Source organism: Parashewanella curva, from assembly GCF_003675895.1.
Classification (GTDB): domain Bacteria; phylum Pseudomonadota; class Gammaproteobacteria; order Enterobacterales; family Shewanellaceae; genus Parashewanella; species Parashewanella curva.
This window is the reverse complement of the sequence record NZ_ML014761.1, coordinates 1-25,846: the sequence shown is the minus strand read 5'-3', so window position 1 is coordinate 25,846 and position 25,846 is coordinate 1. Positions and strand designations below refer to the sequence as shown.

At 44.1% G+C, this 25,846-nt stretch carries 39 protein-coding genes and 1 rRNA gene; 33 read left to right on the top strand and 7 right to left on the bottom strand.

What is annotated here, in order from left to right; translation table 11 throughout:
- The first annotated feature begins 23 nt into the window (after positions 1 to 23).
- From rplC to rplQ, 27 genes are all read left to right on the top strand, one after another.
- Positions 24 to 662 (top strand): 50S ribosomal protein L3, encoded by a 639-nt coding sequence (gene rplC, locus D5018_RS05375; RefSeq protein WP_121837982.1) that lies wholly within the window; start codon positions 24 to 26, stop codon positions 660 to 662.
- Between the two features lie 17 nt (positions 663 to 679).
- Entirely contained in the window at positions 680 to 1,285 is a 606-nt protein-coding gene (gene rplD / locus D5018_RS05370) for a 50S ribosomal protein L4 (RefSeq protein WP_121837981.1), read from the top strand.
- Positions 1,282 to 1,584, top strand: coding sequence for a 50S ribosomal protein L23 (gene rplW, locus D5018_RS05365; RefSeq protein WP_121837980.1), 303 nt, complete (start codon positions 1,282 to 1,284; stop codon positions 1,582 to 1,584). The genes rplD and rplW overlap by 4 nt, the downstream gene beginning before the upstream one ends.
- Before the next feature lie 17 nt (positions 1,585 to 1,601).
- Positions 1,602 to 2,426, top strand: a complete 825-nt coding sequence (rplB, locus tag D5018_RS05360) for a 50S ribosomal protein L2 (protein WP_121837979.1) — start codon at positions 1,602 to 1,604, stop codon at positions 2,424 to 2,426.
- 14 nt (positions 2,427 to 2,440) lie between these two features.
- Entirely contained in the window at positions 2,441 to 2,719 is a 279-nt protein-coding gene (rpsS, locus tag D5018_RS05355) for a 30S ribosomal protein S19 (protein WP_025011962.1), read from the top strand.
- Between the two features lie 15 nt (positions 2,720 to 2,734).
- The gene (gene rplV, locus D5018_RS05350) at positions 2,735 to 3,067 is read left to right on the top strand and encodes a 50S ribosomal protein L22 (protein WP_121837978.1); all 333 of its coding nucleotides are present in this window, start codon (positions 2,735 to 2,737) and stop codon (positions 3,065 to 3,067) included.
- A 9-nt stretch (positions 3,068 to 3,076) separates the two neighbouring features.
- Positions 3,077 to 3,763 carry a 30S ribosomal protein S3 gene (rpsC, locus tag D5018_RS05345; protein WP_121837977.1) on the top strand — a complete coding sequence of 229 codons (687 nt, stop codon included), beginning with the start codon at positions 3,077 to 3,079 and terminating at the stop codon, positions 3,761 to 3,763.
- A gap of 11 nt (positions 3,764 to 3,774) precedes the next feature.
- A complete protein-coding gene (rplP, locus tag D5018_RS05340; RefSeq protein WP_121837976.1) occupies positions 3,775 to 4,185 on the top strand; it encodes a 50S ribosomal protein L16 in 411 nt (136 codons plus the stop codon).
- A complete protein-coding gene (rpmC, locus tag D5018_RS05335; RefSeq protein WP_121837975.1) occupies positions 4,185 to 4,376 on the top strand; it encodes a 50S ribosomal protein L29 in 192 nt (63 codons plus the stop codon). Before rplP ends, rpmC begins: the two co-directional genes overlap by 1 nt.
- The gene (gene rpsQ, locus D5018_RS05330; RefSeq protein ID WP_121837974.1) at positions 4,376 to 4,624 is read left to right on the top strand and encodes a 30S ribosomal protein S17; all 249 of its coding nucleotides are present in this window, start codon (positions 4,376 to 4,378) and stop codon (positions 4,622 to 4,624) included. Before rpmC ends, rpsQ begins: the two co-directional genes overlap by 1 nt.
- Positions 4,625 to 4,803: 179 nt before the next feature.
- On the top strand, positions 4,804 to 5,172 hold the full coding sequence (gene rplN / locus D5018_RS05325; protein ID WP_121837973.1) for a 50S ribosomal protein L14: 369 nt from the start codon (positions 4,804 to 4,806) through the stop codon (positions 5,170 to 5,172).
- Positions 5,173 to 5,182: 10 nt separating this feature from the next.
- The gene (rplX, locus tag D5018_RS05320) at positions 5,183 to 5,494 is read left to right on the top strand and encodes a 50S ribosomal protein L24 (RefSeq protein ID WP_121837972.1); all 312 of its coding nucleotides are present in this window, start codon (positions 5,183 to 5,185) and stop codon (positions 5,492 to 5,494) included.
- Between the two features lie 15 nt (positions 5,495 to 5,509).
- Positions 5,510 to 6,049 (top strand): 50S ribosomal protein L5, encoded by a 540-nt coding sequence (rplE, locus tag D5018_RS05315; protein ID WP_121837971.1) that lies wholly within the window; start codon positions 5,510 to 5,512, stop codon positions 6,047 to 6,049.
- Positions 6,050 to 6,059: 10 nt separating this feature from the next.
- On the top strand, positions 6,060 to 6,365 hold the full coding sequence (gene rpsN, locus D5018_RS05310) for a 30S ribosomal protein S14 (protein WP_121837970.1): 306 nt from the start codon (positions 6,060 to 6,062) through the stop codon (positions 6,363 to 6,365).
- A gap of 24 nt (positions 6,366 to 6,389) precedes the next feature.
- Entirely contained in the window at positions 6,390 to 6,782 is a 393-nt protein-coding gene (gene rpsH, locus D5018_RS05305; RefSeq protein WP_121837969.1) for a 30S ribosomal protein S8, read from the top strand.
- 10 nt (positions 6,783 to 6,792) lie between these two features.
- On the top strand, positions 6,793 to 7,326 hold the full coding sequence (rplF, locus tag D5018_RS05300; protein ID WP_121837968.1) for a 50S ribosomal protein L6: 534 nt from the start codon (positions 6,793 to 6,795) through the stop codon (positions 7,324 to 7,326).
- An 11-nt stretch (positions 7,327 to 7,337) separates the two neighbouring features.
- Positions 7,338 to 7,688 (top strand): 50S ribosomal protein L18, encoded by a 351-nt coding sequence (gene rplR, locus D5018_RS05295; protein ID WP_121837967.1) that lies wholly within the window; start codon positions 7,338 to 7,340, stop codon positions 7,686 to 7,688.
- Positions 7,689 to 7,704: 16 nt separating this feature from the next.
- Positions 7,705 to 8,208 carry a 30S ribosomal protein S5 gene (gene rpsE, locus D5018_RS05290; RefSeq protein ID WP_121837966.1) on the top strand — a complete coding sequence of 168 codons (504 nt, stop codon included), beginning with the start codon at positions 7,705 to 7,707 and terminating at the stop codon, positions 8,206 to 8,208.
- A 6-nt stretch (positions 8,209 to 8,214) separates the two neighbouring features.
- Entirely contained in the window at positions 8,215 to 8,397 is a 183-nt protein-coding gene (gene rpmD / locus D5018_RS05285) for a 50S ribosomal protein L30 (RefSeq protein WP_121837965.1), read from the top strand.
- A gap of 1 nt (position 8,398) precedes the next feature.
- Complete coding sequence (rplO, locus tag D5018_RS05280; protein ID WP_121837964.1) at positions 8,399 to 8,833, top strand: 50S ribosomal protein L15; 435 nt, start codon at positions 8,399 to 8,401, stop codon at positions 8,831 to 8,833.
- Positions 8,834 to 8,839: 6 nt separating this feature from the next.
- Complete coding sequence (gene secY, locus D5018_RS05275; protein WP_121837963.1) at positions 8,840 to 10,183, top strand: preprotein translocase subunit SecY; 1,344 nt, start codon at positions 8,840 to 8,842, stop codon at positions 10,181 to 10,183.
- Positions 10,184 to 10,201: 18 nt separating this feature from the next.
- On the top strand, positions 10,202 to 10,315 hold the full coding sequence (rpmJ, locus tag D5018_RS05270; RefSeq protein ID WP_006083579.1) for a 50S ribosomal protein L36: 114 nt from the start codon (positions 10,202 to 10,204) through the stop codon (positions 10,313 to 10,315).
- A gap of 126 nt (positions 10,316 to 10,441) precedes the next feature.
- Positions 10,442 to 10,798 (top strand): 30S ribosomal protein S13, encoded by a 357-nt coding sequence (gene rpsM / locus D5018_RS05265; protein ID WP_121837962.1) that lies wholly within the window; start codon positions 10,442 to 10,444, stop codon positions 10,796 to 10,798.
- 17 nt (positions 10,799 to 10,815) lie between these two features.
- On the top strand, positions 10,816 to 11,208 hold the full coding sequence (rpsK, locus tag D5018_RS05260) for a 30S ribosomal protein S11 (RefSeq protein ID WP_121837961.1): 393 nt from the start codon (positions 10,816 to 10,818) through the stop codon (positions 11,206 to 11,208).
- Between the two features lie 26 nt (positions 11,209 to 11,234).
- Positions 11,235 to 11,855, top strand: a complete 621-nt coding sequence (gene rpsD, locus D5018_RS05255) for a 30S ribosomal protein S4 (RefSeq protein ID WP_121837960.1) — start codon at positions 11,235 to 11,237, stop codon at positions 11,853 to 11,855.
- 24 nt (positions 11,856 to 11,879) lie between these two features.
- Positions 11,880 to 12,869, top strand: a complete 990-nt coding sequence (locus D5018_RS05250; protein ID WP_121837959.1) for a DNA-directed RNA polymerase subunit alpha — start codon at positions 11,880 to 11,882, stop codon at positions 12,867 to 12,869.
- A gap of 41 nt (positions 12,870 to 12,910) precedes the next feature.
- On the top strand, positions 12,911 to 13,303 hold the full coding sequence (gene rplQ / locus D5018_RS05245) for a 50S ribosomal protein L17 (protein WP_121837958.1): 393 nt from the start codon (positions 12,911 to 12,913) through the stop codon (positions 13,301 to 13,303).
- A gap of 64 nt (positions 13,304 to 13,367) precedes the next feature.
- Here rplQ and D5018_RS05240 read toward each other — a convergent pair whose 3' ends face one another.
- A complete protein-coding gene (locus tag D5018_RS05240; protein WP_121837957.1) occupies positions 13,368 to 15,776 on the bottom strand; it encodes a penicillin acylase family protein in 2,409 nt (802 codons plus the stop codon).
- 290 nt (positions 15,777 to 16,066) lie between these two features.
- Here D5018_RS05240 and D5018_RS05235 point away from each other — a divergent pair, with 290 nt between their 5' ends.
- Entirely contained in the window at positions 16,067 to 16,993 is a 927-nt protein-coding gene (locus D5018_RS05235) for a hypothetical protein (RefSeq protein ID WP_121837956.1), read from the top strand.
- Positions 16,994 to 17,028: 35 nt separating this feature from the next.
- Here D5018_RS05235 and ccmE read toward each other — a convergent pair whose 3' ends face one another.
- The 5 genes from ccmE to ccmA are packed head-to-tail and all read right to left on the bottom strand — an operon-like array spanning position 17,029 to position 19,787.
- Positions 17,029 to 17,499 (bottom strand): cytochrome c maturation protein CcmE, encoded by a 471-nt coding sequence (gene ccmE / locus D5018_RS05230; protein ID WP_121837955.1) that lies wholly within the window; start codon positions 17,497 to 17,499, stop codon positions 17,029 to 17,031.
- The gene (gene ccmD, locus D5018_RS05225; protein WP_121837954.1) at positions 17,483 to 17,695 is read right to left on the bottom strand and encodes a heme exporter protein CcmD; all 213 of its coding nucleotides are present in this window, start codon (positions 17,693 to 17,695) and stop codon (positions 17,483 to 17,485) included. The genes ccmE and ccmD overlap by 17 nt, the downstream gene beginning before the upstream one ends.
- Positions 17,695 to 18,441, bottom strand: a complete 747-nt coding sequence (locus D5018_RS05220) for a heme ABC transporter permease (protein ID WP_121837953.1) — start codon at positions 18,439 to 18,441, stop codon at positions 17,695 to 17,697. Before D5018_RS05220 ends, ccmD begins: the two co-directional genes overlap by 1 nt.
- A complete protein-coding gene (ccmB, locus tag D5018_RS05215) occupies positions 18,442 to 19,134 on the bottom strand; it encodes a heme exporter protein CcmB (RefSeq protein ID WP_121837952.1) in 693 nt (230 codons plus the stop codon). It lies immediately after the preceding gene.
- A 2-nt stretch (positions 19,135 to 19,136) separates the two neighbouring features.
- Positions 19,137 to 19,787, bottom strand: coding sequence for a cytochrome c biogenesis heme-transporting ATPase CcmA (gene ccmA, locus D5018_RS05210; protein WP_243637388.1), 651 nt, complete (start codon positions 19,785 to 19,787; stop codon positions 19,137 to 19,139).
- Between the two features lie 403 nt (positions 19,788 to 20,190).
- On the opposite strand from ccmA, the gene D5018_RS05205 reads away from it, so the two are divergent.
- The gene (locus D5018_RS05205) at positions 20,191 to 20,493 is read left to right on the top strand and encodes a c-type cytochrome (protein ID WP_121837950.1); all 303 of its coding nucleotides are present in this window, start codon (positions 20,191 to 20,193) and stop codon (positions 20,491 to 20,493) included.
- Positions 20,494 to 20,558: 65 nt separating this feature from the next.
- Here D5018_RS05205 and ccmI read toward each other — a convergent pair whose 3' ends face one another.
- Positions 20,559 to 21,776 (bottom strand): c-type cytochrome biogenesis protein CcmI, encoded by a 1,218-nt coding sequence (ccmI, locus tag D5018_RS05200; RefSeq protein ID WP_243637387.1) that lies wholly within the window; start codon positions 21,774 to 21,776, stop codon positions 20,559 to 20,561.
- A 225-nt stretch (positions 21,777 to 22,001) separates the two neighbouring features.
- Between ccmI and D5018_RS05195 the strand changes: the two genes are divergently transcribed.
- From D5018_RS05195 to D5018_RS05180, 4 genes are all read left to right on the top strand, one after another.
- The gene (locus D5018_RS05195) at positions 22,002 to 23,990 is read left to right on the top strand and encodes a heme lyase CcmF/NrfE family subunit (protein WP_121837949.1); all 1,989 of its coding nucleotides are present in this window, start codon (positions 22,002 to 22,004) and stop codon (positions 23,988 to 23,990) included.
- Between the two features lie 15 nt (positions 23,991 to 24,005).
- Complete coding sequence (locus D5018_RS05190; protein ID WP_121837948.1) at positions 24,006 to 24,560, top strand: DsbE family thiol:disulfide interchange protein; 555 nt, start codon at positions 24,006 to 24,008, stop codon at positions 24,558 to 24,560.
- A 14-nt stretch (positions 24,561 to 24,574) separates the two neighbouring features.
- Positions 24,575 to 25,039, top strand: a complete 465-nt coding sequence (gene nrfF, locus D5018_RS05185) for a heme lyase NrfEFG subunit NrfF (protein ID WP_121838045.1) — start codon at positions 24,575 to 24,577, stop codon at positions 25,037 to 25,039.
- Positions 25,040 to 25,621: 582 nt separating this feature from the next.
- Positions 25,622 to 25,846, top strand: a 16S ribosomal RNA gene (locus tag D5018_RS05180); the annotation flags it as partial.

Here is a 25,846-nt window from a genome sequence, read left to right as displayed (position 1 = left end):
GATCCTAAGAAGAGGTTTGAGAGATGGCTATCGGTCTTATCGGTCGTAAAGTTGGTATGACGCGCATCTTCACTGAAGATGGTGCTTCCATACCTGTATCTGTAATTGAAGTATTAGCAAACCGTGTTTCTCAAGTGAGAACACTTGAAACTGACGGTTACCGCGCACTTCAACTTACAACTGGTACCAAAAAAGCCAACCGCACTAATAAAGCAGCTGCAGGTCACTTTGCAAAGGCTGGCGTAGAAGCTGGTCGTATCATTCGTGAAATGCGTCTTGCTGATGGTGAAGGTGAAGGCATTGAAGTTGGTGCTGAGCTAACAGTTGATATCTTCGCTGACGTAGCGAAAGTTGACGTTACTGGTCAATCTAAAGGTAAAGGCTTCCAAGGTGGTGTTAAGCGTTGGAACTTCCGTACTCAAGATATGACTCACGGTAACTCTTTGGCGCACCGCGCAAACGGTTCTATCGGTCAGAACCAAACGCCTGGTCGCGTATTCAAAGGTAAAAAAATGTCAGGTCACATGGGTGATGAGCGCACAACTACACAAAACCTAGAAGTGGTTCGTGTAGATGCTGAGCGCAACCTATTATTGGTAAAAGGTGCTGTACCAGGCGCTACCAATGGTGATTTGATCATTAAGCCAGCCGTTAAAGCTTAAGGTCTGAGGAGATAGTAATGGAATTAGTATTGAAAGACGCGCAAGGCGCTCTTGAAGTTTCCGAAACTACCTTTGGCCAGGAGTTTAACGAAGCACTGGTTCATCAGGTAGTAGTGGCTTACGCAGCTAACGCTCGTCAAGGCACTCGCGCGCAAAAAACTCGCGCAGAAGTAAAAGGCTCTGGCAAAAAGCCATGGCGTCAAAAGGGTACTGGTCGCGCTCGTGCGGGTTCAGTAAAAAGCCCAATCTGGCGCAGCGGTGGTGTGTCGTTCGCGGCTAAGCCACAAGATCACAGCCAAAAAGTAAACAAGAAAATGTACCGTGGTGCGATCAAAAGCATCCTTTCTGAGTTGGTACGTCAAGACCGTTTACTGGTTGTTGAGAAGTTTGGTGTTGAAGCACCAAAGACTAAAGAGCTTAAAAACAAGCTGAACGCTATGGATCTGGAAGACGTGTTAATCGTAACTCCAGAAGTAGATGAGAACTTGTTCTTAGCTGCTCGCAACCTATACAAGGTTGACGTTCGTGATGTTGCTGGTATTGACCCAGTAAGCCTAATCGCGTTCAACACTGTGTTGGTAACTGCTGATGCAGTGAAGCAAATCGAGGAGATGCTAGCATGATCCGCGAAGAACGTTTGCTAAAAGTTATTCTAGCACCACACATCTCTGAAAAGAGCACCATCAACGCTGAGCAAAACAACACTGTTGTTTTCCGTGTAGCTGTTGATGCGACTAAAGCTGAGATTAAAGCTGCAGTAGCTCAATTGTTTGAAGTTGAAGTTAAGTCTGTTCGCACTCTAGTTGCAAAAGGCAAAACCAAGCGTCACGGTGCCCGTTTCGGCCGTCGTAGCGACTGGAAAAAAGCTTATGTAACTCTAGCTGACGGTGCTGACCTAGACTTCGTCGGCGGCGCTGAATAAGCAAAGGAGATTGAATCATGGCAGTTATTAAGTGTAAGCCAACCTCTGCTGGTCGTCGTCACGTAGTTAAAGTGGTGAACAGCGATCTGCACAAGGGTAAACCTTTTGCTGGCCTGTTGGCGAAAAAATCAAAGTCTGGTGGTCGTAACAACACCGGTCGTATCACTGTTCGCCACGTGGGCGGTGGTCACAAGCAGCACTATCGTATTGTTGACTTTAAACGTAACAAAGACGGTATTCCTGCGAAAATCGAACGTCTTGAGTACGATCCTAACCGTACTGCACACATCGCACTTGTGCTTTATGCAGATGGTGAGCGTCGCTACATTCTTGCTGCGAAAGGCATGCAAGCTGGTGACAAGATCATGTCAGGCGTTGAAGCGGAAATCAAACCAGGTAATGCTTTGCCACTGCGCAACATTCCAGTTGGTTCGGTTGTTCACGCTGTAGAAATGAAGCCTGGTAAAGGTGCACAAATTGCACGTTCTGCTGGTGCTTATGTTCAAGTTGTTGCTCGTGATGGCGCTTATGCAACTCTACGTCTTCGCTCTGGCGAAATGCGTAAAGTTCCAGTAGATTGCCGCGCAACTCTTGGTGAAGTTGGTAACTCTGAGCACATGCTACGCCAATTAGGTAAAGCTGGTGCTAAACGCTGGAGAGGCGTACGTCCAACGGTTCGTGGTGTAGCTATGAACCCAGTTGATCACCCACATGGTGGTGGTGAAGGTCGTACATCAGGTGGTCGTCACCCAGTTTCTCCTTGGGGTGTACCTACCAAGGGTTACAAGACTCGTACCAACAAACGCACTGACAAGTACATTGTACGTCGTCGTAATAAATAGTAAGAGGATTCGCCATGCCACGTTCTCTCAAGAAAGGTCCATTCATTGACCTGCACTTGCTGAAGAAGGTAGAGAAAGCGGTGGAAGCCGGTGACAAAAAGCCTATTAAGACTTGGTCTCGCCGCTCTATGATCATTCCAAACATGATTGGTTTGACCATCGCTGTCCATAATGGTCGTCAGCACGTACCTGTTTTCGTAACTGACGAAATGATCGGCCACAAACTTGGTGAGTTTTCACCAACGCGTACTTATCGCGGCCATGCTGCTGATAAGAAAGCGAAGAAGCGTTAATACGGGAGAATATAGATGGAAGTTTTAGCTAAACATCGCTACGCCCGTACGTCGCCACAAAAAGCTCGCTTAGTTGCTGATCAAATTCGTGGATTACCTGTTGCTAAAGCGCTGGAAATCCTAACATTCAGCCCTAAGAAAGCGGCCGTACTGGTTAAGAAAGTACTAGATTCAGCAATTGCTAATGCTGAACACAACGAAGGCGCAGACATTGATGAGCTAGTCGTTGGTAAGGTATTCGTTGACGAAGCACCTACCATGAAGCGCATCATGCCACGTGCTAAAGGCCGTGCTGACCGTATCATCAAGCGTACCAGCCACATCACTGTGGTTGTATCAGATCGCTAGGAGAGAGTAATGGGACAGAAAGTACATCCAAATGGTATCCGTCTGGGTATCACCAAGCCTTGGATCTCTACCTGGTACGCTGATAAAGGTGAGTATGCTGCTAACCTAGATAGCGACTGGGAAGTACGTCAGTTTCTATTTAAGAAACTAAAAGCGGCGTCTGTATCTAAGATTGTTATCGAGCGTCCAGCGAAAAGTGTTCGCGTGACTATCCACACTGCACGTCCAGGTGTTGTGATTGGTAAGAAAGGTGAAGACGTTGAAGTTCTACGTAAAGCAGTATCAAAAATTACTGGTACTACTGCGCAGATCAACATCGCTGAGATCCGTAAGCCAGAACTAGACGCTAAGCTAGTTGCTGATTCTATCGCACAACAATTAGAGCGTCGTGTAATGTTCCGTCGCGCTATGAAGCGTGCGGTACAAAATGCAATGCGCATTGGTGCTCAAGGTATCAAAGTTGAAGTAAGCGGTCGTCTAGGCGGCGCTGAAATCGCACGCAGCGAGTGGTATCGTGAAGGTCGTGTACCTCTACATACTTTACGTGCTGACATCGACTACGCAACTGCAGAAGCTCACACCCAATACGGTGTGATCGGCGTTAAAGTTTGGATCTTCAAAGGTGAAGTTCTAGACGGAGTTATGCCGAAGCTTGAAGAGCCGAAGCAGCCTAAGCGCAAGTCTCGTGGTAAATAGGAGAGCCTTCAATGCTGCAACCTAAACGAATGAAGTTTCGCAAGATGCACAAAGGCCGTAACCGCGGTCTTGGTAAAGGCGCTGAAGTAAGCTTCGGTGAATTTGGTCTGAAAGCAGTTGGCCGCGGCCGTTTAACTGCACGTCAGATTGAATCTGCGCGTCGTGCGATGACACGTCACATTAAACGTCAAGGTAAAATTTGGATTCGAGTTTTCCCTGACAAGCCAATTACCTCTAAGCCTCTTGAAGTGCGTATGGGTAAAGGTAAAGGTAACGTTGAATACTGGGTATGTCAGATTCAACCTGGTAAGGTACTTTACGAAATGGAAGGTGTACCAGCAGAGCTAGCGCGTGAAGCGTTTGAACTTGCTGCTGCTAAGCTTCCGATCAAAACTACCTTCGTAACTAAGACGGTGATGTAATGAAAGCGAGCGAACTAAGAGAAAAGAGCGTTGAAGAACTAAACGCTGAACTACTTGGTCTGCTGCGTGAGCAGTTTAACCTGCGTATGCAACACGCTACTGGCCAACTGAACCAAACTCATCAGTTGAAGCAAGTACGCCGTAACATTGCGCGTGTTAAGACCATTATTACTTCTAAGGCGGGTGCATAATGTCTGAGAAAATTCGTACATTACAAGGTCGCGTACTAAGCAACAAAATGGACAAGTCTATTACTGTTGCAGTAGAGCGCCAAGTAAAACACCCAATCTACGGGAAGTACATTAAGCGTACTACTAAACTTCACGCACATGACGAAGCAAACGTGTGTAACGAAGGTGATTTAGTAACCATTCGCGAATGTGCTCCTAAGTCTAAGACTAAGTCTTGGACTTTGGTAGAAGTAGTAACAAAAGCCTAATTTTTTAGTCTTTTAGTGAAACGGCTCCAAAAAATGGGGCCGTTTGTTTTTTTAACACTACCTATTTCAAAATTATGGTGTTATACTTGCGCGCCATTTTTGACCAAATTGGGTCGAAGATGGGTGTTTTTATGTCCTAATTTTGGGATTTGTGTAGTAACGATAGCGGAGCACTTGAAATGATCCAAATGCAATCGCAGCTTGAAGTGGCCGACAACAGCGGCGCACGTAGAGTTCAATGTATTAAGGTCTTGGGTGGCTCTCATCGTCGTTATGCCGGGATCGGCGACATCATCAAAGTTTCTGTAAAAGAAGCAATTCCTCGCGCTAAAGCGAAGAAAGGTGATGTATATAACGCGGTGGTAGTCCGTACTAAGAAAGGCGTTCGTCGTCCAGACGGTTCTGTCATTCGCTTCGATCGGAACGCAGCGGTATTGCTAAATGCAAACCTTGCACCGATTGGTACTCGTATCTTTGGCCCTGTGACACGTGAATTGCGTACTGAGCAATTCATGAAAATTGTGTCGCTAGCCCCAGAAGTACTATAAGGAGCTTCAAATGGCAGCTAAAATCCGTCGCGAAGACGAAGTAATTGTAATTGCTGGCAAAGACAAAGGTAAATCTGGAAAGGTTACTAAAGTCCTTGAAAACGGCAAAGTACTTGTTGAAGGCGTTAACCTTGTTAAGAAACACCAAAAGCCAAACCCACAATTGGGCGTGACTGGCGGCGTGATTGACAAAGAAGCACCGATTCAAGCATCAAATGTAGCGATCAAGAACCCTACCACTGGTAAGGCGGATCGTGTTGGTTTCCGATTCGAAGATGGCAAAAAAGTGCGCTTCTTCAAATCGAACAGTGAACTCGTATAAGTATTGGAGTAAACGATGGCGAAACTGCATGATAAATATAAAGAGACTGTTATCGCTGAACTTTCTAAAAAGTTTGGTTTTACCAGTGTCATGCAAGTCCCTCGGATTGAGAAAATCACCCTTAACATGGGTGTTGGCGAGGCTGTAGCAGACAAGAAAGTTATGGAGCACGCGCTTCGTGACATGACTGCTATCGCAGGTCAAAAGCCAGTTGTAACTGTTGCTCGTAAATCAGTTGCTGGTTTTAAAATCCGTGATGGCTACCCTATTGGTTGTAAAGTTACCCTACGCGGTGAGCGTATGTGGGAATTCTTCGAGCGTTTAGTTGATATCGCGATCCCTCGTATCCGTGACTTCCGTGGTCTAAGTGCGAAGTCTTTTGACGGTCGTGGCAACTATGCGATGGGCGTGCGTGAGCAAATCATCTTCCCAGAAATCGATTACGATAAAATCGATAAAATTCGTGGTATGGATATCGTTATCACTACTACTGCGAAAAATGATGAAGAAGGTCGAGCTCTATTAGACGCATTCAACTTCCCATTCAAGAAATAAGGGTAGCGCAATGGCAAAAAGTTCAATGAAAGCACGTGAAGCAAAACGTGCCAAGCTTGTAGCTCAGTACGCTGAGAAGCGTGCGACTCTTAAAGCTATCATTGCAAGTCCTGAGACTTCAGAAGAAGATCGTTGGGACGCAGTATTGAAGCTGCAAGGTCTTCCACGTGATTCTAGCCGTGCGCGTCAGCGCAACCGCTGTAATCAAACTGGACGCCCACATGGTTTCCTACGTAAATTCGGCCTAAGCCGTATCAAATTACGTGAAGCAACTATGCGCGGTGAGGTTCCTGGTCTACGTAAGGCCAGCTGGTAAGCACTTGTTACGGAGTAAGCTAATATGAGCATGCAAGATCCTATTGCGGATATGTTAACCCGTATTCGTAACGGCCAAGCTGCTAACAAAGTATCTGTGAAAATGCCTTCAGCTAAGCTGAAAGTTGCATTAGCCAAAGTTCTTAAGGACGAAGGTTATATCACTGACTACGCCGTAGCAGATGAAGCCAAGCCTGAATTAGAAGTTGAATTAAAATACTTCCAAGGCAAACCAGTCGTTGAGACTATCCAACGTGTATCACGTCCAGGACTACGTATTTACAAAGGTAAAGACGAGCTTCCTAAAGTGATGGGCGGTTTGGGTATCGCAATCGTATCCACTTCAAAAGGCTTGATGACCGACCGCGCTGCCCGCCAAGCAGGCATGGGTGGTGAAGTTATCTGCTACGTAGCATAAGGAGTTAGCAATGTCTCGTGTAGCAAAAGCACCAGTCGCTATTCCAGCTGGCGTAGAAGTGACTTTAAACGGCCAAAATATCACAGTGAAAGGTGCTAAAGGTACACTTTCTCGTGAGCTAAACGCTGCAGTAACTGCAGTTGTTGAAGGTGCTGAGCTTAAAGTAGCACCTGTTGAAGGTGTAGCTAACGCTTGGGCACAAGCAGGTACTGCTCGTGCACTTATCAACAACATGGTTATCGGTGTTTCTCAAGGTTTTGAGAAGAAACTACAACTTATCGGTGTTGGTTACCGTGCGAAAATCGCAGGTAAAGGCGTTGATTTGACTTTAGGTTTCTCACATCCTTTAGTTCACGAACTACCAGCAGGCATCAAAGCTGAATGTCCAAGCCAAACTGAAATTGTTATCAGCGGTGTTGATAAGCAATTGGTTGGTCAAGTTGCGGCTGAAATTCGCGGCTACCGTCCACCAGAGCCTTACAAAGGTAAAGGTGTTCGTTACGCTGACGAAAATGTTCGCCGTAAAGAAGCTAAGAAGAAGTAAGGTAACGCGATATGGATAAGAAAACATCTCGCTTACGTCGCGCCACTCGCGCTCGTAAGAAGATCCTTGAACTGGGCGTTAACCGTCTGGTCGTACATCGTACTCCGCGTCACATTTACGCTCAGGTTATCGGTCCTGACGCAAACGTAATCGTTGCAGCTTCTACTGCTGAAAAAGCAGTAAACGAAAGCCTAAAAGCAACAGGTAACGTTGATGCGGCGAAAGCAGTAGGTAAAGCTATTGCTGAGCGTGCGGTAGAGAAGGGCGTAACTAACGTTGCGTTCGACCGTTCTGGTTTCAAGTATCATGGTCGTGTAGCAGCACTAGCTGATGCCGCTCGTGAAGCTGGCCTGAAGTTCTAAGGAGTTATACAAAATTATGGCTAAATTAGAAACTCAGCAAAAAGACGATTTACAAGAAAAGCTTGTAGCAGTAAATCGTGTTTCTAAAGTGGTAAAAGGTGGTCGTATCTTTAGCTTTACTGCACTAACTGTTGTTGGTGACGGTAATGGTAAAGTTGGCTACGGCTATGGTAAAGCACGTGAAGTACCTGCTGCGATCCAAAAAGCGATGGAAAAAGCTCGTCGCAACATCGTGACCGTTCAGCTTAAAGACGGTACTTTGCATCACCCTATTAAGGGTCGTCACTCTGGTTCTAAAGTTTACATGCAACCAGCAAGTGAAGGTACTGGTGTTATCGCCGGTGGTGCAATGCGTGCAGTTCTGGAAGTTGCTGGCGTACACAACGTACTGTCAAAAGCTTACGGTTCTACTAACCCGATCAACATCGTTCGCGCAACTGTAGACGCTCTAGTGCACATGAAGTCACCTGAGCAAATCGCAGCTAAGCGTGGTCTGAACGTTGAAGACATTCAGGGGTAATGCACCATGGCTAAGAAAACTATTAAAGTAACTCAGACTAAAAGTGCTATTGGTCGTTTACCAAAGCACCGCGCAACCCTAACTGGTTTAGGTCTACGTCGCATTGGCCACACTGTTGAGCTAGAAGATACTCCTTCTGTTCGCGGTATGGTTAACAAAGTCTACTACATGGTATCGGTGGAGGAATAAGATGCAATTAAACACTTTATCTCCAGCACCTGGTTCTAAATCAGCTAAGAAGCGCGTTGGTCGTGGTATTGGTTCTGGTTTAGGTAAGACTGGTGGTCGCGGCCACAAAGGTCAGAAGTCACGTAGTGGCGGCGGTGTACGCGTAGGATTTGAAGGTGGTCAAATGCCACTTAAAATCCGTTTGCCTAAGTTCGGTTTTACTTCTCGCGTGTCTCTAGTGACTGCAGAAGTACGCCTAGGCGAACTCGCTAAAGTTAACGGTGATGTTATTGACTTGCATTCGCTAAAAGCAGCGAACGTAATTACTCGCAATATCCAGTTTGCGAAAATCGTTCTTTCAGGTACCATTGATCGCCCAGTGACCGTAAAAGGTCTTAAGGTAACCAAAGGTGCACGTGCAGCTATCGAAGCTGCCGGCGGTAAGATCGAGGAATAATCGTCAATGGCAAAACCAGGACTTGATTTAAAAAGCGCGAAAGGCGGTCTATCAGAATTGAAGACACGTCTCCTGTTCGTGATTGGTGCAATTATCGTCTTTAGAGCGGGTTCATTTGTACCAATTCCTGGTATTGACGCAGCTGTACTAGCAGAGCTGTTTGCTCAACAAAAGGGAACCATCTTAGGCATGTTTAACATGTTCTCTGGTGGTGCCCTTGAGCGTGCCTCTATCTTTGCATTGGGGATCATGCCGTACATTTCGGCGTCGATCATCATGCAATTATTGACTGTTGTGCATCCTGCACTGGCTGAACTGAAAAAGGAAGGCGAGTCAGGACGTAAGAAAATTAGTCAATACACACGATATGGAACGTTCGTGTTGGCAACCTTTCAGGCAATCGGTATTGCGACAGGTTTACCAAACTTAGTACCAGGTCTAGTTGTTAACTTAGGCTTTGGTTTTTACTTTGTTGCGGTAGTGAGCTTAGTGACAGGAACCATGTTCCTGATGTGGCTAGGTGAGCAAATTACCGAACGCGGCATTGGTAATGGTATCTCGATCCTTATTTTCGCAGGTATTGTTGCTGGTCTGCCATCTGCTATCGGCCAAACGGCTGAGCAGGCGCGTCAAGGTGACTTGAATGTATTAGTGTTGTTGCTGCTTGCTGTGATTGTATTTGCAGTCACATATTTCGTGGTATTCGTCGAGCGTGGTCAACGTCGTATCGTTGTTAACTATGCGAAGCGTCAGCAAGGCCGTAAGGTGTTTGCAGCGCAAAGTACCCACTTGCCATTAAAAGTTAATATGGCGGGTGTGATACCACCGATTTTTGCATCCAGCATCATTTTGTTCCCAGGCACACTGGCTCAGTGGTTTGGTCAAAATGAATCTATGGCGTGGTTAAGTGATATTTCACTTGCTGTGTCGCCTGGACAACCGCTGTATTCATTATTGTATGCAGCTGCTATTATCTTCTTCTGTTTCTTCTACACGGCGTTGGTATTCAACCCTCGTGAAACAGCAGACAACTTGAAGAAGAGTGGCGCATTCATTCCTGGGATACGTCCTGGAGAACAGACTTCGCGTTACATTGATAAAGTAATGACCCGTCTTACATTGGCTGGTGCGTTATACATTACCTTTATCTGTTTAATTCCAGAGTTCATGCTTATCGCTTGGAAAGTACAATTTTACTTCGGCGGTACTTCACTACTGATCATGGTAGTGGTTATCATGGACTTTATGGCTCAGGTTCAGACCCATATGATGTCACATCAATATGAGTCTGTGATGAAGAAAGCAAATCTAGTGAACAAAGCGAATTTAGACCGCTTTGGTCGCGGATAAGCATAACGGAGTGATGAAATGAAAGTTCGAGCTTCCGTGAAGAAGATCTGCCGTAACTGCAAGATCGTCAAGCGTAGTGGCGTTGTACGCGTTATCTGTGTTGAACCAAAACACAAACAGCGTCAAGGCTAAAAAGAAGAAGTTTTGACCGATTTACGTGAAAGGTTGTAAATCGGTCAAATAATGATTGCAAAACTGTCGTCTGTCGAGTATCCTTTCGGGCTTTTCGCAGATGACCATTAACTTGAGGAGTGCATAGTGGCCCGTATCGCTGGCATTAACATTCCTGATCAGAAGCATACAGTCATTGCATTGACTGCAATCTTCGGCATCGGCAAAACAACTGCTAAGGCAATTTGTTCTGCTGCATCTATCGCTGAAGACGCTAAGATCAAGGAATTGAGCGAAGCTCAAATAGATACTCTACGCGAAGAAGTTGCCAAATACACTGTAGAAGGTGACTTACGTCGTGAGATTTCAATGAACATCAAGCGCCTAATGGATCTTGGTTGTTATCGTGGTCTCCGCCATCGTCGTAGCCTGCCTCTCCGTGGGCAACGTACAAAGACCAATGCGCGTACGCGTAAAGGTCCACGTAAGCCAATTAAAAAGTAACGGGAAGGGGTTAAGCAATGGCTAAAAGTCCATCACGTTCACCGCGCAAGCGTGTACGTAAACAGATTGCAGACGGCATGGCTCACATCCACGCGTCTTTCAACAACACAATTGTTACTATTACAGACCGTCAAGGTAATGCATTAGCTTGGGCTACTGCAGGTGGTAGTGGTTTCCGTGGTTCACGTAAATCAACTCCATTTGCTGCACAGGTTGCTGCAGAGCGTGCAGGTAATGCTGCTCAAGACTACGGTCTTAAAAACCTTGAAGTTTTCGTAAAGGGTCCTGGTCCAGGTCGTGAATCAGCCATTCGTGCGCTGAACGCAGTTGGTTATAAAATTACCAACATCACAGACGTGACGCCAATCCCTCATAACGGTTGTCGTCCTCCTAAAAAGCGTCGTGTATAACGCCTTAGGATAGTTGGAGAAAGATCATGGCAAGATACTTGGGTCCCAAGCTCAAGCTCAGCCGCCGAGAAGGTACTGACCTTTTCTTAAAGAGCGGTGTGAGAGCAATTGATTCGAAATGTAAACTAGAAACTGCACCAGGTCAGCACGGCGCTCGTAAGCCTCGTCTATCTGAGTACGGTCTTCAGTTACGTGAGAAACAAAAAGTTCGTCGTATTTACGGTGTGTTAGAAAAGCAATTCCGTAACTACTATAAAGAAGCTGCACGCGTTAAAGGCAACACTGGTGAAAACTTGTTGCAATTACTTGAAACTCGTCTAGATAATGTAGTTTATCGTATGGGTTTTGGTTCGACACGCGCAGAAGCACGTCAGCTGGTTAGCCATAAGTCAATTATGGTAAATGGTCGTGTTGTAAACATTCCATCATTCAAAGTGTCTGCGAATGATGTAGTAAGCATTCGCGAGAAGTCACGTAAGCAAGCTCGTATTCAAGCTGCTTTAGAAGTGGCTGGTCAACGTGAAAAGCCTACATGGGTTGAAGTAGACAACGCTAAGATGGAAGGTGCTTTCAAGCGTCTACCTGAGCGTAGCGACCTGTCTGCGGACATAAACGAACAGCTGATCGTCGAGCTTTACTCTAAGTAAGGCTAACAAACAAGAGAGGACACAATGCAGGGTTCTGTTAAAGAATTTCTTAGACCGCGTCTCGTAGATATCGAGCAGGTTAACCCAACTCGTGCCAAAGTAACCCTAGAGCCACTAGAGCGTGGTTTTGGTCACACCTTAGGTAACGCGTTGCGTCGCATCCTATTGTCGTCTATGCCAGGCTGCGCAGTCACCGAAGTTGAAATTGACGGTGTGTTGCACGAGTACAGCAGCAAGGAAGGCGTACAAGAAGATATCCTTGAAATATTGCTTAATCTAAAAGGCTTAGCAGTACACCTCGAGGGTAAAGATGAAGCCATGCTTACCTTGAGTAAGTCAGGCGCAGGCCCTGTCACCGCAGCAGATATCACTCATGATGGCGATGTTGCTATCATGAATCCAGATCACGTTATTTGTCATTTGACAGGTAACAATGACATCAGCATGCGTATTCGTGTTGAACGTGGCCGTGGTTATGTACCAGCATCTGCTCGTGCACAAACCGAAGACGACGACCGCCCAATTGGCCGTCTATTAGTCGATGCTTCTTTCTCACCTGTTGCTCGTATCGCTTACAATGTTGAAGCGGCTCGTGTTGAGCAACGTACTGATTTAGACAAGCTCATCATCGATATGACCACTAACGGTACTATCGACCCTGAAGAAGCGATCCGTCGCTCAGCAACGATTTTAGCTGAACAGCTAGATGCATTTGTTGAACTTCGTGATGTGTCTGAGCCAGAGCAGAAAGAAGAGAAGCCAGAGTTCGATCCGATATTATTGCGTCCTGTCGACGATCTAGAGTTAACTGTACGTTCGGCTAACTGTTTGAAAGCCGAAGCGATTCATTACATCGGTGATCTGGTACAGCGCACTGAAGTTGAGTTGCTTAAGACACCTAATCTTGGTAAGAAATCTCTTACTGAAATTAAGGATGTTTTGGCATCTCGCGGACTGTCGTTAGGTATGCGTCTTGAAAACTGGCCTCCAGCTAGTTTAGCAGACGACCTATAAGTCCCAGGTCTGTACAGATTTTAGGTTATAAGGATTAAGTCATGCGCCATCGTAAGAGTGGACGTCAACTTAACCGCAACAGCAGTCATCGTAAGGCCATGTTCTCAAACATGGCTGCATCGCTAGTTCGTCATGAGATCATCAAGACGACTACCGTTAAAGCGAAAGAACTGCGCCGCGTAGTTGAGCCATTGATCACACTTGCTAAAAGTGACAGTGTTGCAAATCGTCGTTTAGCGTTTGCTCGCACTCGCGACGCCGAAGTTGTCGGTAAGTTATTTACTGAATTGGGTCCACGCTATCAGGAACGTCCTGGTGGTTACACCCGTATCCTGAAGTGCGGTCTACGTACTGGTGATAAAGCGCCTATGGCGTATATTGAGCTAGTTGATCGTCCAGAAACGACTGAAGTTGTTGAAGAAGCAGCTGAGTAAGTTTTCAGGAAATTAAAAAAGCCGAGCTAATAGCTCGGTTTTTTTATGTCTAGCTAGAATTAATTCACTTCTGTGGAATAAATTTCAGTGCATATTTTGTTTTACCAGGAAGTAATGGACTTGGGTTAGCTTCGACCCAATCATTAAAACCACTCTTATAGTAAGGTGATAGTGGATGACCACTTTGGCCACCGGGCATATGAAATATACCTTTATCTTCATGTCCTGGTGCAACAATCATTCTTTCTGATACACCAGCATTAGGTCTTTGTGCACTTGGCATCCAATTATCACCGGCTAGTTCAACGGCCGGCATATTCAGATATTTTCCAATGATTGGAATGGCACTGCTTAATGGATGATTGATGGCTGCTGTGTTTCTCTGTCCCCAAGTCGCGGCTTTTAGTGCTGTCATAGCGTCACTGTGATTCTGTTTAGCTAACTTGGCTATTACTGAATCAATCGTCTGTAAAAACAATTGATCCCAATCTTTATATTGTGGGCTTAACCAGTTCATTGGCTTGTGCTCATACAGGGTTAATAGCATTTCTCGTTCATGGTTTACCCCTTGTATCCAAGTATCATCGAGTTCTTTGTGTGGCACATGCGTTGTGTACAGCAAATAACGACCGATGCTTTGTAAAACAGTCTTGTTAAGTTGGTCATGAAACTCTCTAACAATGCGGTAACCATGGTCATGTGGTTGAGCATGACCACTCCACTGCTGTATTTGCTCACGTATATAGGCGCGTTCTGGATGTCCCTCTAGCTCATTTGGTGTTAACGCCTCTAGCATCAGTTTTCTCCAGTGAGATAAGTATAGAGCGCGGCTATCGGTCGCTACACTCAGTAGCTTTTGTTCATCAACATGTTTTAACGACATCAAGTGATCACGGATTTGTTGTTGACGTGCTCCTAGGGCGTAACCACCGTCTCCAATTTTGTGAAGATCCTTACCACTTGCAATACGCGCATTGGCGGTCCATATTCGTTTTGCTGCAGGGTTTATCACCTTAGGGTAAGCATTGGGTGATATCCAACCTTGCCATTGGGTATCGGCCATTCTCCAATCAATGGGAAGTCTGGTGTCTATGTGATTTCGTTTAGGGATTTTGCCTGCAATGCTCCACCCTATATTGCCTTGACTGTCGGCAATGGTGATATTTTGTGGAGGGAGGCCCGATTGGTTCGCGATATCTATGGCTTCCTTCACAGTGTTTGCCGTTTCCAATTTCATTAAGTTAACGTTGGTGGCGCTGGGTTTATGGGCTGTCCACATTAAGGCATATTTTCGATTGGTATAAGGTGAATCAATGACAGGTCCCCAGCGAGTGCTATTGAACTTCATTTCTATCGAACTTTGTCCTTTTATATTGAGGGTGTCATACCAAGTATGGAATTTGTCCTTGCCCTCTTTAGTAAAGTATTCATTGCCATCAATCTTAAGCTTGATCAAATCTACCCAGTCTCCATAACTATTGGTAAAGGCCCACGCAACTTGGCCATTGCTACCGACAATCATGCTTGGAACACCAGGTAGGGTAACGCCTGTCACTTTGACCATCTGTTGTTTGTTAGAAGAAGGATATCGTAACTGAGCACGATACCATGTCGTGGGAACTCGTAAGCCAAGATGCATGTCATCTTCTACCATGGCACTGTGATAAGGCGTTAATTCGCCTGCAACAGCAAAATTGTTACTACCAATCATTATTTCGGGTTTGATGTTACCTGTCATTGAGGCATAAACCTTAGGTGCAAGGCTTCTTAAATTGATTTCATCTTTATTTGGGATGGTTATACGATATTTATGGTCATGGTGAAGTGGAGAATCCCAGCGGGTGTATGGAGGTGATAAGAATGCCAGTACTTTTGGTGAGACTATCTTTGCTAAAAAACCCTTTGTTGCATCGAGATGACCGCTTGGATCATTGAGATCTAAATACATACTATAGATGACTAAAAAGCTATCTTCTGGTTTCCATGGCTTAGGTGCTAGGTTTAGTAGCCAATATTCAAAAGGCTTACTGGTTAAATCTTTTAACCCTTGATTGACCCCGAGGGTATAGGCGTTAAGGATTTGTTTTTGCGTTTTTGGCAATCGTTTAATGGACTGGCTAGCCACCAGTCTAAAGCGATGGATCCGTTGCTTTTTATCGTAATTGATAGCACGTTCACCAAATAGTTCTGCTAGTTCACCAGCCGAGTTGCGTCTAGCTAAGTCCATTTGGAAAAAGCGTTCTTGAGCGTGAAGGTAGCCAGTGGCAAAAGCCACATCTGCTCTTGATTTTCCTGTTATGGTGGGAACACCTTGACTATCACGAGTGACATCTACAGGGTGCTTAATTACCGAGGTTGTAATCGAGCCATTCAGCTGAGGTAAACTTAATCTGAATAGCATAAAAACCGTTATCATTGCTATTACTGCAAATAGCACTAGCGACTTTAGCGTTCTTGATAACCCAAGTTTCATCCTTCTATCCTTGCTGGTTTTTTCAACTACTTTAATCTGTTATTTGCTTGCTATCAAATGCGTCTGACAACATTTAATTACTGTGTAGGCAATGGTTTATATTTTTATATGTTCATCATTAGCCATAACGATTACTTGTAAGCTACTGAATACACTAATAAAGCTATTGGCGGACTTTTGGTCGCTTTTCCAGCATATTAATAATGGTTCATCAAGGTTCGGCTTTAGATTGAAATCTATTAGAATCAAACCTACAGATATAAGCTTACTTTTCTGCAGCGAGGTGCAATATGGGTATCGTTGGCAGCCGTTCTTTTTTATATTCCAGTTATAGTCCTGTAATCGATGAAACGTTAATTAACAAAATCAAAAATGGAAAACGTGGCAACTTTTCAAGTTTGCAGGGATTGTGGGAGCGATTTAAAAATTTTTTGGTTGGCATTAAATCACAAGAATTTACTACGCCATTGAACGTTATTTTGATGGCTGGCGGAGCAGGAAGTTCATTGCAGCAGACTGATCAAACTGCTTGTCGTGAAGCCATGTGGAAGTTCAATAATTTACCTCGGAGAGTAGTTAATGGATATAAAGGGCCTATGATTACTATGACCACACCACCTGATCATTGGAACGATGCGGGGAATATTATTTTTACACTTGTTTATCGCGACTTAAATGGGAATGAAAAGAAAGTAGAATTGTGTAAAATCAATCGTAAAAAAGACAAAGATATACAAAAGAAACGCAAGCAAGCTTTCGAGTTAGCAGCTGAGTCACTAACAAGTGCATATTGTCAGCCACATGAGCTTCTTCAGCGTTGTCCAGATTCATTTGCTCATGAGACTGAAGTTTATGATTTATTCGAACAGTTGAGGTCAGCAAATACAGAATCAGAGTGTGATGACGCTTTCTTGTCTTTGAAACAACTTTGTTTAGATTCTAGGATCAAGTTTAAAGCTCGTGTCAAATCTATGGATCAGATAGGAAAGGTACGTCAAAAAAGTTATTGGGTGGTGTTTTCAGAGCCAAAGCAGAGACCCTATTTGCTAAAGAAAGGTGTAACGTCATTTGATTGGGATAATATTCCGTCTAATACGCGGGATTTCCAAGATGATTTATGGTTAAAACTTTCAGAAGATACTGTTGAAGTTACTGAAGAGCATTCACTAACTGGTTCAGCTTATTTTTATGGTAATGGTGTTTATCTAAGGAGTTGAGCTATGTCAGCTCAACTCGAACTAGGATAGACACATCATTGTTTGTCGTATTCAAGCTTTTTATGCCCTTTGCCCATTGCTTCAGCAACTTCAGGTGGCATGTATTCTTCATCATGCTTGGCTAACACTTCCGTCGCTTGTAATCGGTTTGGCGCGATTAATACGCCCTGAGCGACAATACCTTGTCCCTCACGGAATAAATCGGGGAGTAGGTTATCGTACACAACGATGATTTGATGGCCGTCAGCATCATGAACCGCAAATTCTACGTGCAAACTTTTAGGATCACGTTTGAGTGAGCCAACTGTCACCATGCCACCAATACGAATGCGTTGTCCAATTGTTGGTTTTACGCCACTGTCCTTCTTACCATTCACAATTTCAGAAGGGGTATAGAACAAGTTCAGATTTGAGTTCAGTGCGTATAGCATCAACGAAACTGCAGCTGCGACACCAAGGATCAGAGTGCTGGCTAAGATCAGTCGTTTTTTACGCCTTAGATTCATTTTTATTTCTCCGAATTGCTTTTAATCTTTCGTCACGCTTGAGCTTGTCTGCGATATGTTTAAGGTTACGCTTTTCTTGAGTGGCACTTAAGTATATGAGTATGCCAATACTGCCAAAAGTGATGCCATAGGAGCACCAGACAAAAAAGCCATAGCCGCCCATATTGAAAAAGGCTTGTAAGGAATCAAATTGCATTACTTGTTCTCTCCTTCAAGTGCCATTGTTTTTACCCACGGACGCATACCGCTACGAGCAATGATCTCCGCTTTAAAGCGCATGATCACAATGGCGCCAATCAGTAAGCCAAAACCAAAAATATTCATCAAAAGTGGATACAGCATATCGTTAGTGATCGCTGACTTTTCAGTGATTTTAATGGTTGAGCCTTGATGTAATGAGTTCCACCAATCTACAGAATATTTGATGATAGGAATGTTAATCACACCCACGATGGCTAAAATTCCCGCTGCACGTGCTGCGACGACTTTATCTTCAAAGGAGGCGTAAAGCGCGATCACACCTAGATAAAGGAAGAGTAAGATAAGCTCTGAGGTTAATCGAGCATCCCATACCCACCAAGCACCCCACATGGGTTTTCCCCAAAATGAGCCCGTGATCAAGGCAATAAAAGTCATAACAGCGCCCACGGGAGCCATGGCCGCGGCACTCCAATCCGCCAGTTTTAATTGCCATACCATACCAATAAAAGACGCAATGGCCATGCCGACATAAACCGACATTGACATAGAGGCGGCAGGAACATGAATAAAGATGATTCGATAGCTGTCACCTTGCTGATAATCAGTAGGCGCAAACATTAACCCCCAAATTGTGCCAATGAGGGTTAAAGAGAACCCTAACACGGCAAACCATGGGAATAGGGTCGTAGACAGTTGATACGCTTTTTCAGGTGAAGCGTAAGGATGTAACCATTTCCACATCTAATTCGTACTCACTTTTAATGCAGCGCCAATGGCAAATGGCGCCATGGTTAATGAACCTGCCAACATGGCGGCGATAATTGCCAGTTGGCCATCATACGGTAAACTCATTCCAGCGGCATCTATGGCACTGGTGGCAAAAATCAATATTGGAATATATAAGGGTAATATCAATAAACTCAACAACACACCGCCTTTATTTAGTCCTACGGTTAATGCTACGCCAATTGCACCTAATAAGCTCAATACTGGTGTGCCTAATAATAAAGTTAGGACTAACGCAAGGTAAGCTTGATGATCGAGATTTAATAAAAGTGCTAATAATGGTGAGATCAGCACTAAAGGTAATCCGGTTAAAATCCAATGCGCTAATACCTTTGCCAGTACCAATATGGTAAGCGGTTGGGGGCTTAACAGCATTTGTTCAAGCGTACCGTCGTTAAAGTCGGCTTTAAACAAGCGCTCTAGTGATAACATGGCAGAGAGTAATGCGGCCACCCAAATGATCCCCGGTGCGATTCGTGCCAAAGTATTTGGTTCAGGACCAATGCCCAATGGGAATAGGGTGATCACCATAATGAAGAATAATAATGGATTAAAAATATCACCACGTTGTCGTAAAGCGATAGCCACGTCACGCTTTAAGACTGTAAAGAATCCTCGACAATAACTAAGCTGATTTGACTTATCCATGATTAATCCTCCTGTGCGTCTAGGCGAATGGTTTTAAGACGCTCAGCAGGGATCACAGAGAGATCTTGATGACTGGTCAAGATCACACACCCTCCTTGATCAGCATGTTTGAGGAATTTATTTTCCAAATGTTCAACGCCGCGTTTATCAATGGCGGTAAAGGGTTCATCTAAAATCCAAATTTTGGCATTGGTGTGCCATAGCCTTGCTAACGAGGTGCGTCGATGTTGGCCTGCAGATAGGTGTCCTGCAAGGCTGTCTTCAAAACCTGATAGGTTAACTTCTGACAAAATCGCGAGCAGATCGGCATTTTCATACCCATTAAGGGTGAGGTGCACTTCAAGATTTTTTTTAGCGGTAAGCTCGGGCTTTACGCCCGCTTTGTGCCCTAGATACAACAAGGCTTGGCGGAATTCATCAGAGACTTGATCGATTGGTTGGTTTTGGAAGCAAACTCGACCATCATAAGGGCGAGACAAGCCGGTCAATATCCGCAGTAGGCTGGTTTTTCCAGCGCCGTTCGGCCCTTCTATTTGAATTATATCACCCGCGTTTACCGAAAAACTCAGCTCATCAAACAACACGCGTTCTTCACGAATGCAAGTCAGATTGTCAGCGGTCAATAAGACATTAGTTGAAACTGGTTGCGACACGGAGCCCTCTTTCATGGGTCTTGGTTTGCAGTACACACAAACGATGATTTTTGGGTTGGCGCAATAGTAGCACAAAGCTTTGCAATGGTTTACTTTCCGTTATGTTTAAGTAACAAGAAATTGATTTACTGCAAAACTCCATTAAATTCCATCACAAGGATGATCATTGTTTATCGCACTGAAAAACATGTCCTTTTGACAGCATTTATACAGGCATATTGACGATTAACCATAAAATCTTCATGGAGGTAGGGTGAGTTTTGTCACAATTTATTGTATTCTAATGTCTTAATACCGAGCTATATTAAATAGGTATTACTACAATAATATTTGATTGTCTGGCAATTTAGCATTCAGGCAACACTTTCAAGCAATGTTTGTAACGGCATTAGGAACATTAAATATGAAAAAACTGTTAGTGATGTCAGCGGTAGCTGCGCTGACTCTATCTGCCAATGTATTGGCGCAAGATGGTAAAGCGGTTTATGACAAAGCGTGTCACGTTTGTCACTCTATGGGCGTTGCTGGCGCTCCTAAGTCTCACAATGAAGCTGATTGGGCTCCACGCTTGAAGCTTGGTCTTGGTGAGTTAGTTAAAGTTGTGAAAAAAGGTAAGGGTGCAATGCCTCCAGGTGGCATGTGTACTGATTGTACTGATGCAGACTATCAAGCTGCGATTAAGTACATGTCTTCTGCGAAAAAATAATTCGTTTGAAGTCAAGAAACCGGCACCTGAGGGGGAGCTGGTTTTTTTTATGCTTGTCGCAAAGCTTATTTAATCAACTCATTTAGTGTCAGGGTAATATCACTACCTATTTTCACATTTGATAATCGACCTTGTAAATCACCTTTTTCCGCTTTTAATTTACCTGACTTTGTCAGTAGGGCAATGACGTCGACGGTTTTCACTTGGCTGAAGTCAGTGCCAGTGCCTAAGGTATTCGATTGATCTAATCTCACTTCAATAGGTAAGGCCTCTGCGGTGATTTTTGTGGCAGCAATCGGCACAATTTTATCACCAGAGGTGCGAGCGAATAAGTAAATCGTGTCTTTAGCTGACACATGCTTAGCTAGCTCAGGTGTTACCGTTAAGGTAATGTTTACACCTAATTTTGTGCTATCTACTGGTGGCGCGAGGCGTTTTGTCGCCTCAGATATCGCATTCGTTACCGCATTGCGATCAATATCATTGCGCTCACTGTCTAATATTTTCTGCCAAGCATCAATGGCTTTTTGATATTGACTTTCAAAGAAGGCATTCATCCCCACTAACAATAGCGTAGAAGGTTCAGTTGGATCGAGTTCCAATGCTTTATCGATTAGGGTTTGAATTTGAGGAGTGATCACTTGCCCTGCTTGGTAATACATCGCAGTAGCTTTCGGTCCTAATAACTCTGCAGTCTCACCATCAATGTTAATGGCCTTATCAAAGGCGCTGATGGCATCAGGATAACGGCCTAAAGACATGTAAGCATGACCTAAACTAAACCATGTTTCGCTGTCTTTCGGGTTACTTTTAACTTGTTGCTCCATCATGGCTAGCTGCTGGCGCATGATCTGCTCAGGTGACATATTGGTGTGACTTTGAGCCAATTGAGGAATGTCATTTAAAATCTGATAGGCGCCAAGCTTATGGTAAAAGTAACCGCCGACAGAAAGGAGCACTATCGACATAATCGCTGGCCACAATGGTGACTTATGGTTAGATGTTTGAGTCTTATTGTCTTCTTCATCACCTTGCTTAGTATCTTGCAGTAAGGTGATTTCAAGTTCATGCTTTAAGGTTTTAAATTCTTCGGCATTGATTTGCTGCTCTGCTAACTCTTGCTCTAAAAAGGTAATTTTTTCTTTATAGAGAGCAATATTGGCACTTTGGCGTACATCAGTATCAATGTGTTTGTCTTGACGTTGACGGAAAAAAGGCAGCCAGATCAGCAATAAACTGACCAAGATAAACAAAACAATAAAAATCCAAAATGTCGTCATCATGTTAATGCTTTACAAATTATTGGCCTACGGCTTAACCGCACAAGTTGGTTGATTATACGTGAATAAACTGAGCTGAACTAGACACAGGTCAAATTGAACCCATATATAAGCTGTAGAAATCATAAAATTAAGAGACATCCTGTAGGTTTCACTCTAAAATAAGCCAAGTTTTGCACAGTAAACGTAGTAAAATCTGTGTGTACTCTTTTGTAGTAGGAACGTTTCATGATCCCTGAACTTGGACATTTTGCACTGGTACTAGGGTTAGCCTTTGCATTGCTTTTAACCATCATCCCATTGGTTGGTGTTGCACAGCGTAACGATCATTTGATCCGCTATGCGTGGCCACTGTCTTATGGCATGTTTTCTTTCATTTTTATCGCCATTTTAGTGCTGGGGTACAGTTTTGGTACTGATGATTTCTCAGTAAAGTATGTGGCTCAGCATTCTAATTCACATCTTCCAGAGTTTTTTAAAATTGCCGCCGTGTGGGGGGGGCATGAAGGCTCACTACTGTTTTGGGTATTTACCTTATCCTTATGGACTGCATCAGTAGCCAAGTTCAGCAAAAGTGTTGATATTCGCTACACGGCTAGGGTACTAGCCATTCTAGGTTTGATTGTAACGGGTTTTACCGCCTTTATGCTATTGACATCAAATCCATTTGAACGCTTATTCCCAATGCCGTTAGAAGGGCGAGATCTGAACCCAATGCTTCAAGATGTGGGTTTGATTTTCCATCCTCCAATGCTTTATATCGGTTATGTTGGGTTCTCGGTGAGCTTTGCGTTCGCAATTGCGGCACTCATGAGCGGTCGTTTAGATTCGGCATGGGCACGCTGGAGTCGTCCTTGGACATTAGCAGCATGGATATTCCTAACTGGGGGAATCGCGCTTGGATCTTGGTGGGCTTATTATGAGCTTGGCTGGGGCGGATGGTGGTTCTGGGACCCAGTAGAGAATGCGTCCTTTATGCCATGGTTAGTCGGTACAGCATTAGTTCATTCATTAATTGTTACCGAAAAGCGAGGTACTTTTAGAAACTGGACGGTACTTCTGGCTATCTTTGCTTTTAGTTTAAGCTTATTAGGTACCTTTATTGTTCGTTCTGGCGTGTTAACGTCAGTGCATTCGTTCGCGGCTGATCCGAGTCGTGGTTCGTTTATCTTACTATTATTAGCGATCACCATTGGTGGTTCGTTAACACTCTTTGGTTTCAGAGCTAATCAAATGGAGAGTCCATCTCGCTTTCAGCTATGGTCAAAAGAAACCTTAATCTTAGTGTGTAACTTATTACTTACCGTAGCATGTGCCACTGTATTACTTGGAACCTTATATCCATTGCTGATTGAAGCATTAGGTATGGGCAAAATATCTGTAGGCCCTCCATATTTTAATGCGGTATTTGTTCCAATTACCTTAATAACATTAGTGTTTATGGGAATAGGGCCTGTGATCCGCTGGAAAAAAGCCAAGCAAGGCGAAGTGAAGAAAACACTATGGGTACCAGCAGTCGCTGCGATAATAATTGGCTTTGCAGCCCCTCTAGTGACGGGAAGTGATTACAAAATTTGGGTAGCACTAGGGATCACAGGAGCTGTGTGGGTAGCGTTAGCCACAGCGGCTGTTATCTATAAAAATGCCACATCAACGTCAGGGAAGTTCGAGCTTAAACGTATTGGTCGCAGCCAATGGGGAATGGCATGGGCACACCTTGGCATCGCCATCACTGTTGTAGGTGCTACTTTAGTCTCGAACTACGATATTGAGCAAAGCGTTCGTATGGGACCAGGAATCACTCAGCATGTCGCGGGTTATGATTTTACCTTTGTAAAAGAAGTCCCTGTAAAAGGTCCTAACTACACAGCTAACCGGATTTATATGGATATATATAAAGACGGCAAAAAAATTAGCACCCTTCACCCTGAAAAACGTGAGTATAACATTCAAGTAATGAGCATGACCGAAGTCGGCATCGACTGGGGTGTGCTACGCGACTTGTATGTCACAGTTGGCGATCCAATCTCGAAAACTGACTACGCAGTACGTATTACCTATAAGCCGTTTGTGCGTTGGTTATGGTTTGGTGCCATCTTTATGATGATAGGTGGCATATTATCCGCTTCTGATAAACGTTATCGTAAAAAAGTAGCGGCTAAATTTACTAAGCCTGTTCAAGATATTAAACCGACTGGTCAACTAGTAACGGAATAAGGAAAACCATTAACGATGAAAAAATTCATCCTATTTTTACCTTTAGTGACCTTTGCAGTATTAGGGTACTTTCTTTATAAAGGGCTATTTTTGAATCCTCAACAATTGGATTCAGCCCTGATCGGAAAACCCATTCCAGCTTTTGAGCTTCAAAAGCTGGAAGATGAAAACATAAAGCTGACCAACAAAGATCTGATTGGTAAAGTGTCGATGATCAATGTTTGGGGAACTTGGTGTCCATCTTGTAAGTTCGAACATCCGTATTTAATGAAGCTTGAAGCGCAAAACATTTTACCTATCTATGGCATTAACTACCGTGATGAACGAAAAGCTGCGTTACATGAGTTAAAAGTAGTCGGCGATCCTTATGCTTTGAACATCTTCGATCCTATGGGGAAATTAGGTGTGGATCTTGGTGTATACGGTGCACCAGAGACTTTTATTATCGACCACAATGGCATCATTCAATACCGTTATGCGGGGCCGATAGCGGAACCTGTGTGGAATAACACCTTACTGCCTATTATCCAAAAATTGCAACAACAAGCTAAAGCGCAAGGAGCATCATAGTGAAACCGTGGATCATGGCTCTATTATTGTGTGTAGGAACTTTCTTAACTGGTCAAGCCATAGCGACGCCAGTTGATACTTATCAATTTAAAAACCAAGCGAACCAAGAGCGAGGATTGAAGCTGGCGCGTTCTATGCGTTGTCCACAATGTCAGAACCAAGATCTGGTGGATTCCAACTCTCCCGTTGCCCACGACTTGCGGATTCAAGTCTTTAAAATGGTCGATGAAGGTAAGAGTGACGAACAAATTGTTCAATACATGACGCAGCGTTATGGTGACTTTGTTCTCTATAAGCCAAGAATGGATCCCAAAACCTACATACTTTGGTGGGGACCGTTAGGTTTACTTATTTGTGGTGTTATCGTTATTGGATTACTTGTTCGCAAACAAAGAGCGAATAAGACTACTTCCGAAGCATTCACTGAAAGCGATGAAGAAGCCCTTAAAGCCATACTTAAAAGCGATGACAATAAATAAGTCATTAGAAACCTCAATAAAAAAGGGCGATTTCGTTAGATTTCGCCCTTTTTTTATTCATGTTGATGGATATCTAGACGCTTAATAAAAAAAACGTATTTTTCTTTCAAAAAAGGGTTGCGCAAAATTCTAAGCTCCCTATAATGCGCCACCACTGACACGGCACAGCGGCGAAACAGACACTGTTACAGCAGCTAGCAAGTCAGGGTTTAAAGGGCGATTAAGTCACTTTTTAAACGGTCGAAAAAAACTTTAAAAAAGTTGTTGACGACCACAGGGAAATGCGTAGAATGCGCAGCCCTGGCCCGCTGAAGAGAATGCTAAAGCGGGGTGCTGATAAGGCACAATGTTCTTTAAAAATAAGTATCAAGCAAATCTGTGTGGACACTCGCAGAGATAGAAACATCCAGTTATCATCTTCGGATGCTAACAAAAATTCTATCAATGAAGAGTCCGCATAGATAGAAATCAAACTTACTTAGGTAAGACTGATTTCAGACATGCAAACGATTGGCTTTTAATTAAGTTAATCACGACAGAATTCATTGAGTAGTTCATCTTAGGGTGAACAAATTAAACTTTTAATTGAAGAGTTTGATCATGGCTCAGATTGAACGCTGGCGGCAGGCCTAACACATGCAAGTCGAGCGGAAACGAGAGGTGCTTGCACCTCGGCGTCGAGCGGCGGACGGGTGAGTAATGCCTGGGAATTTGCCCAGTTGTGGGGGATAACCATTGGAAACGATGGCTAATACCGCATAAACCCTACGGGGAAAAGGGGAGGCTCTTCGGACTTCTCGCAATTGG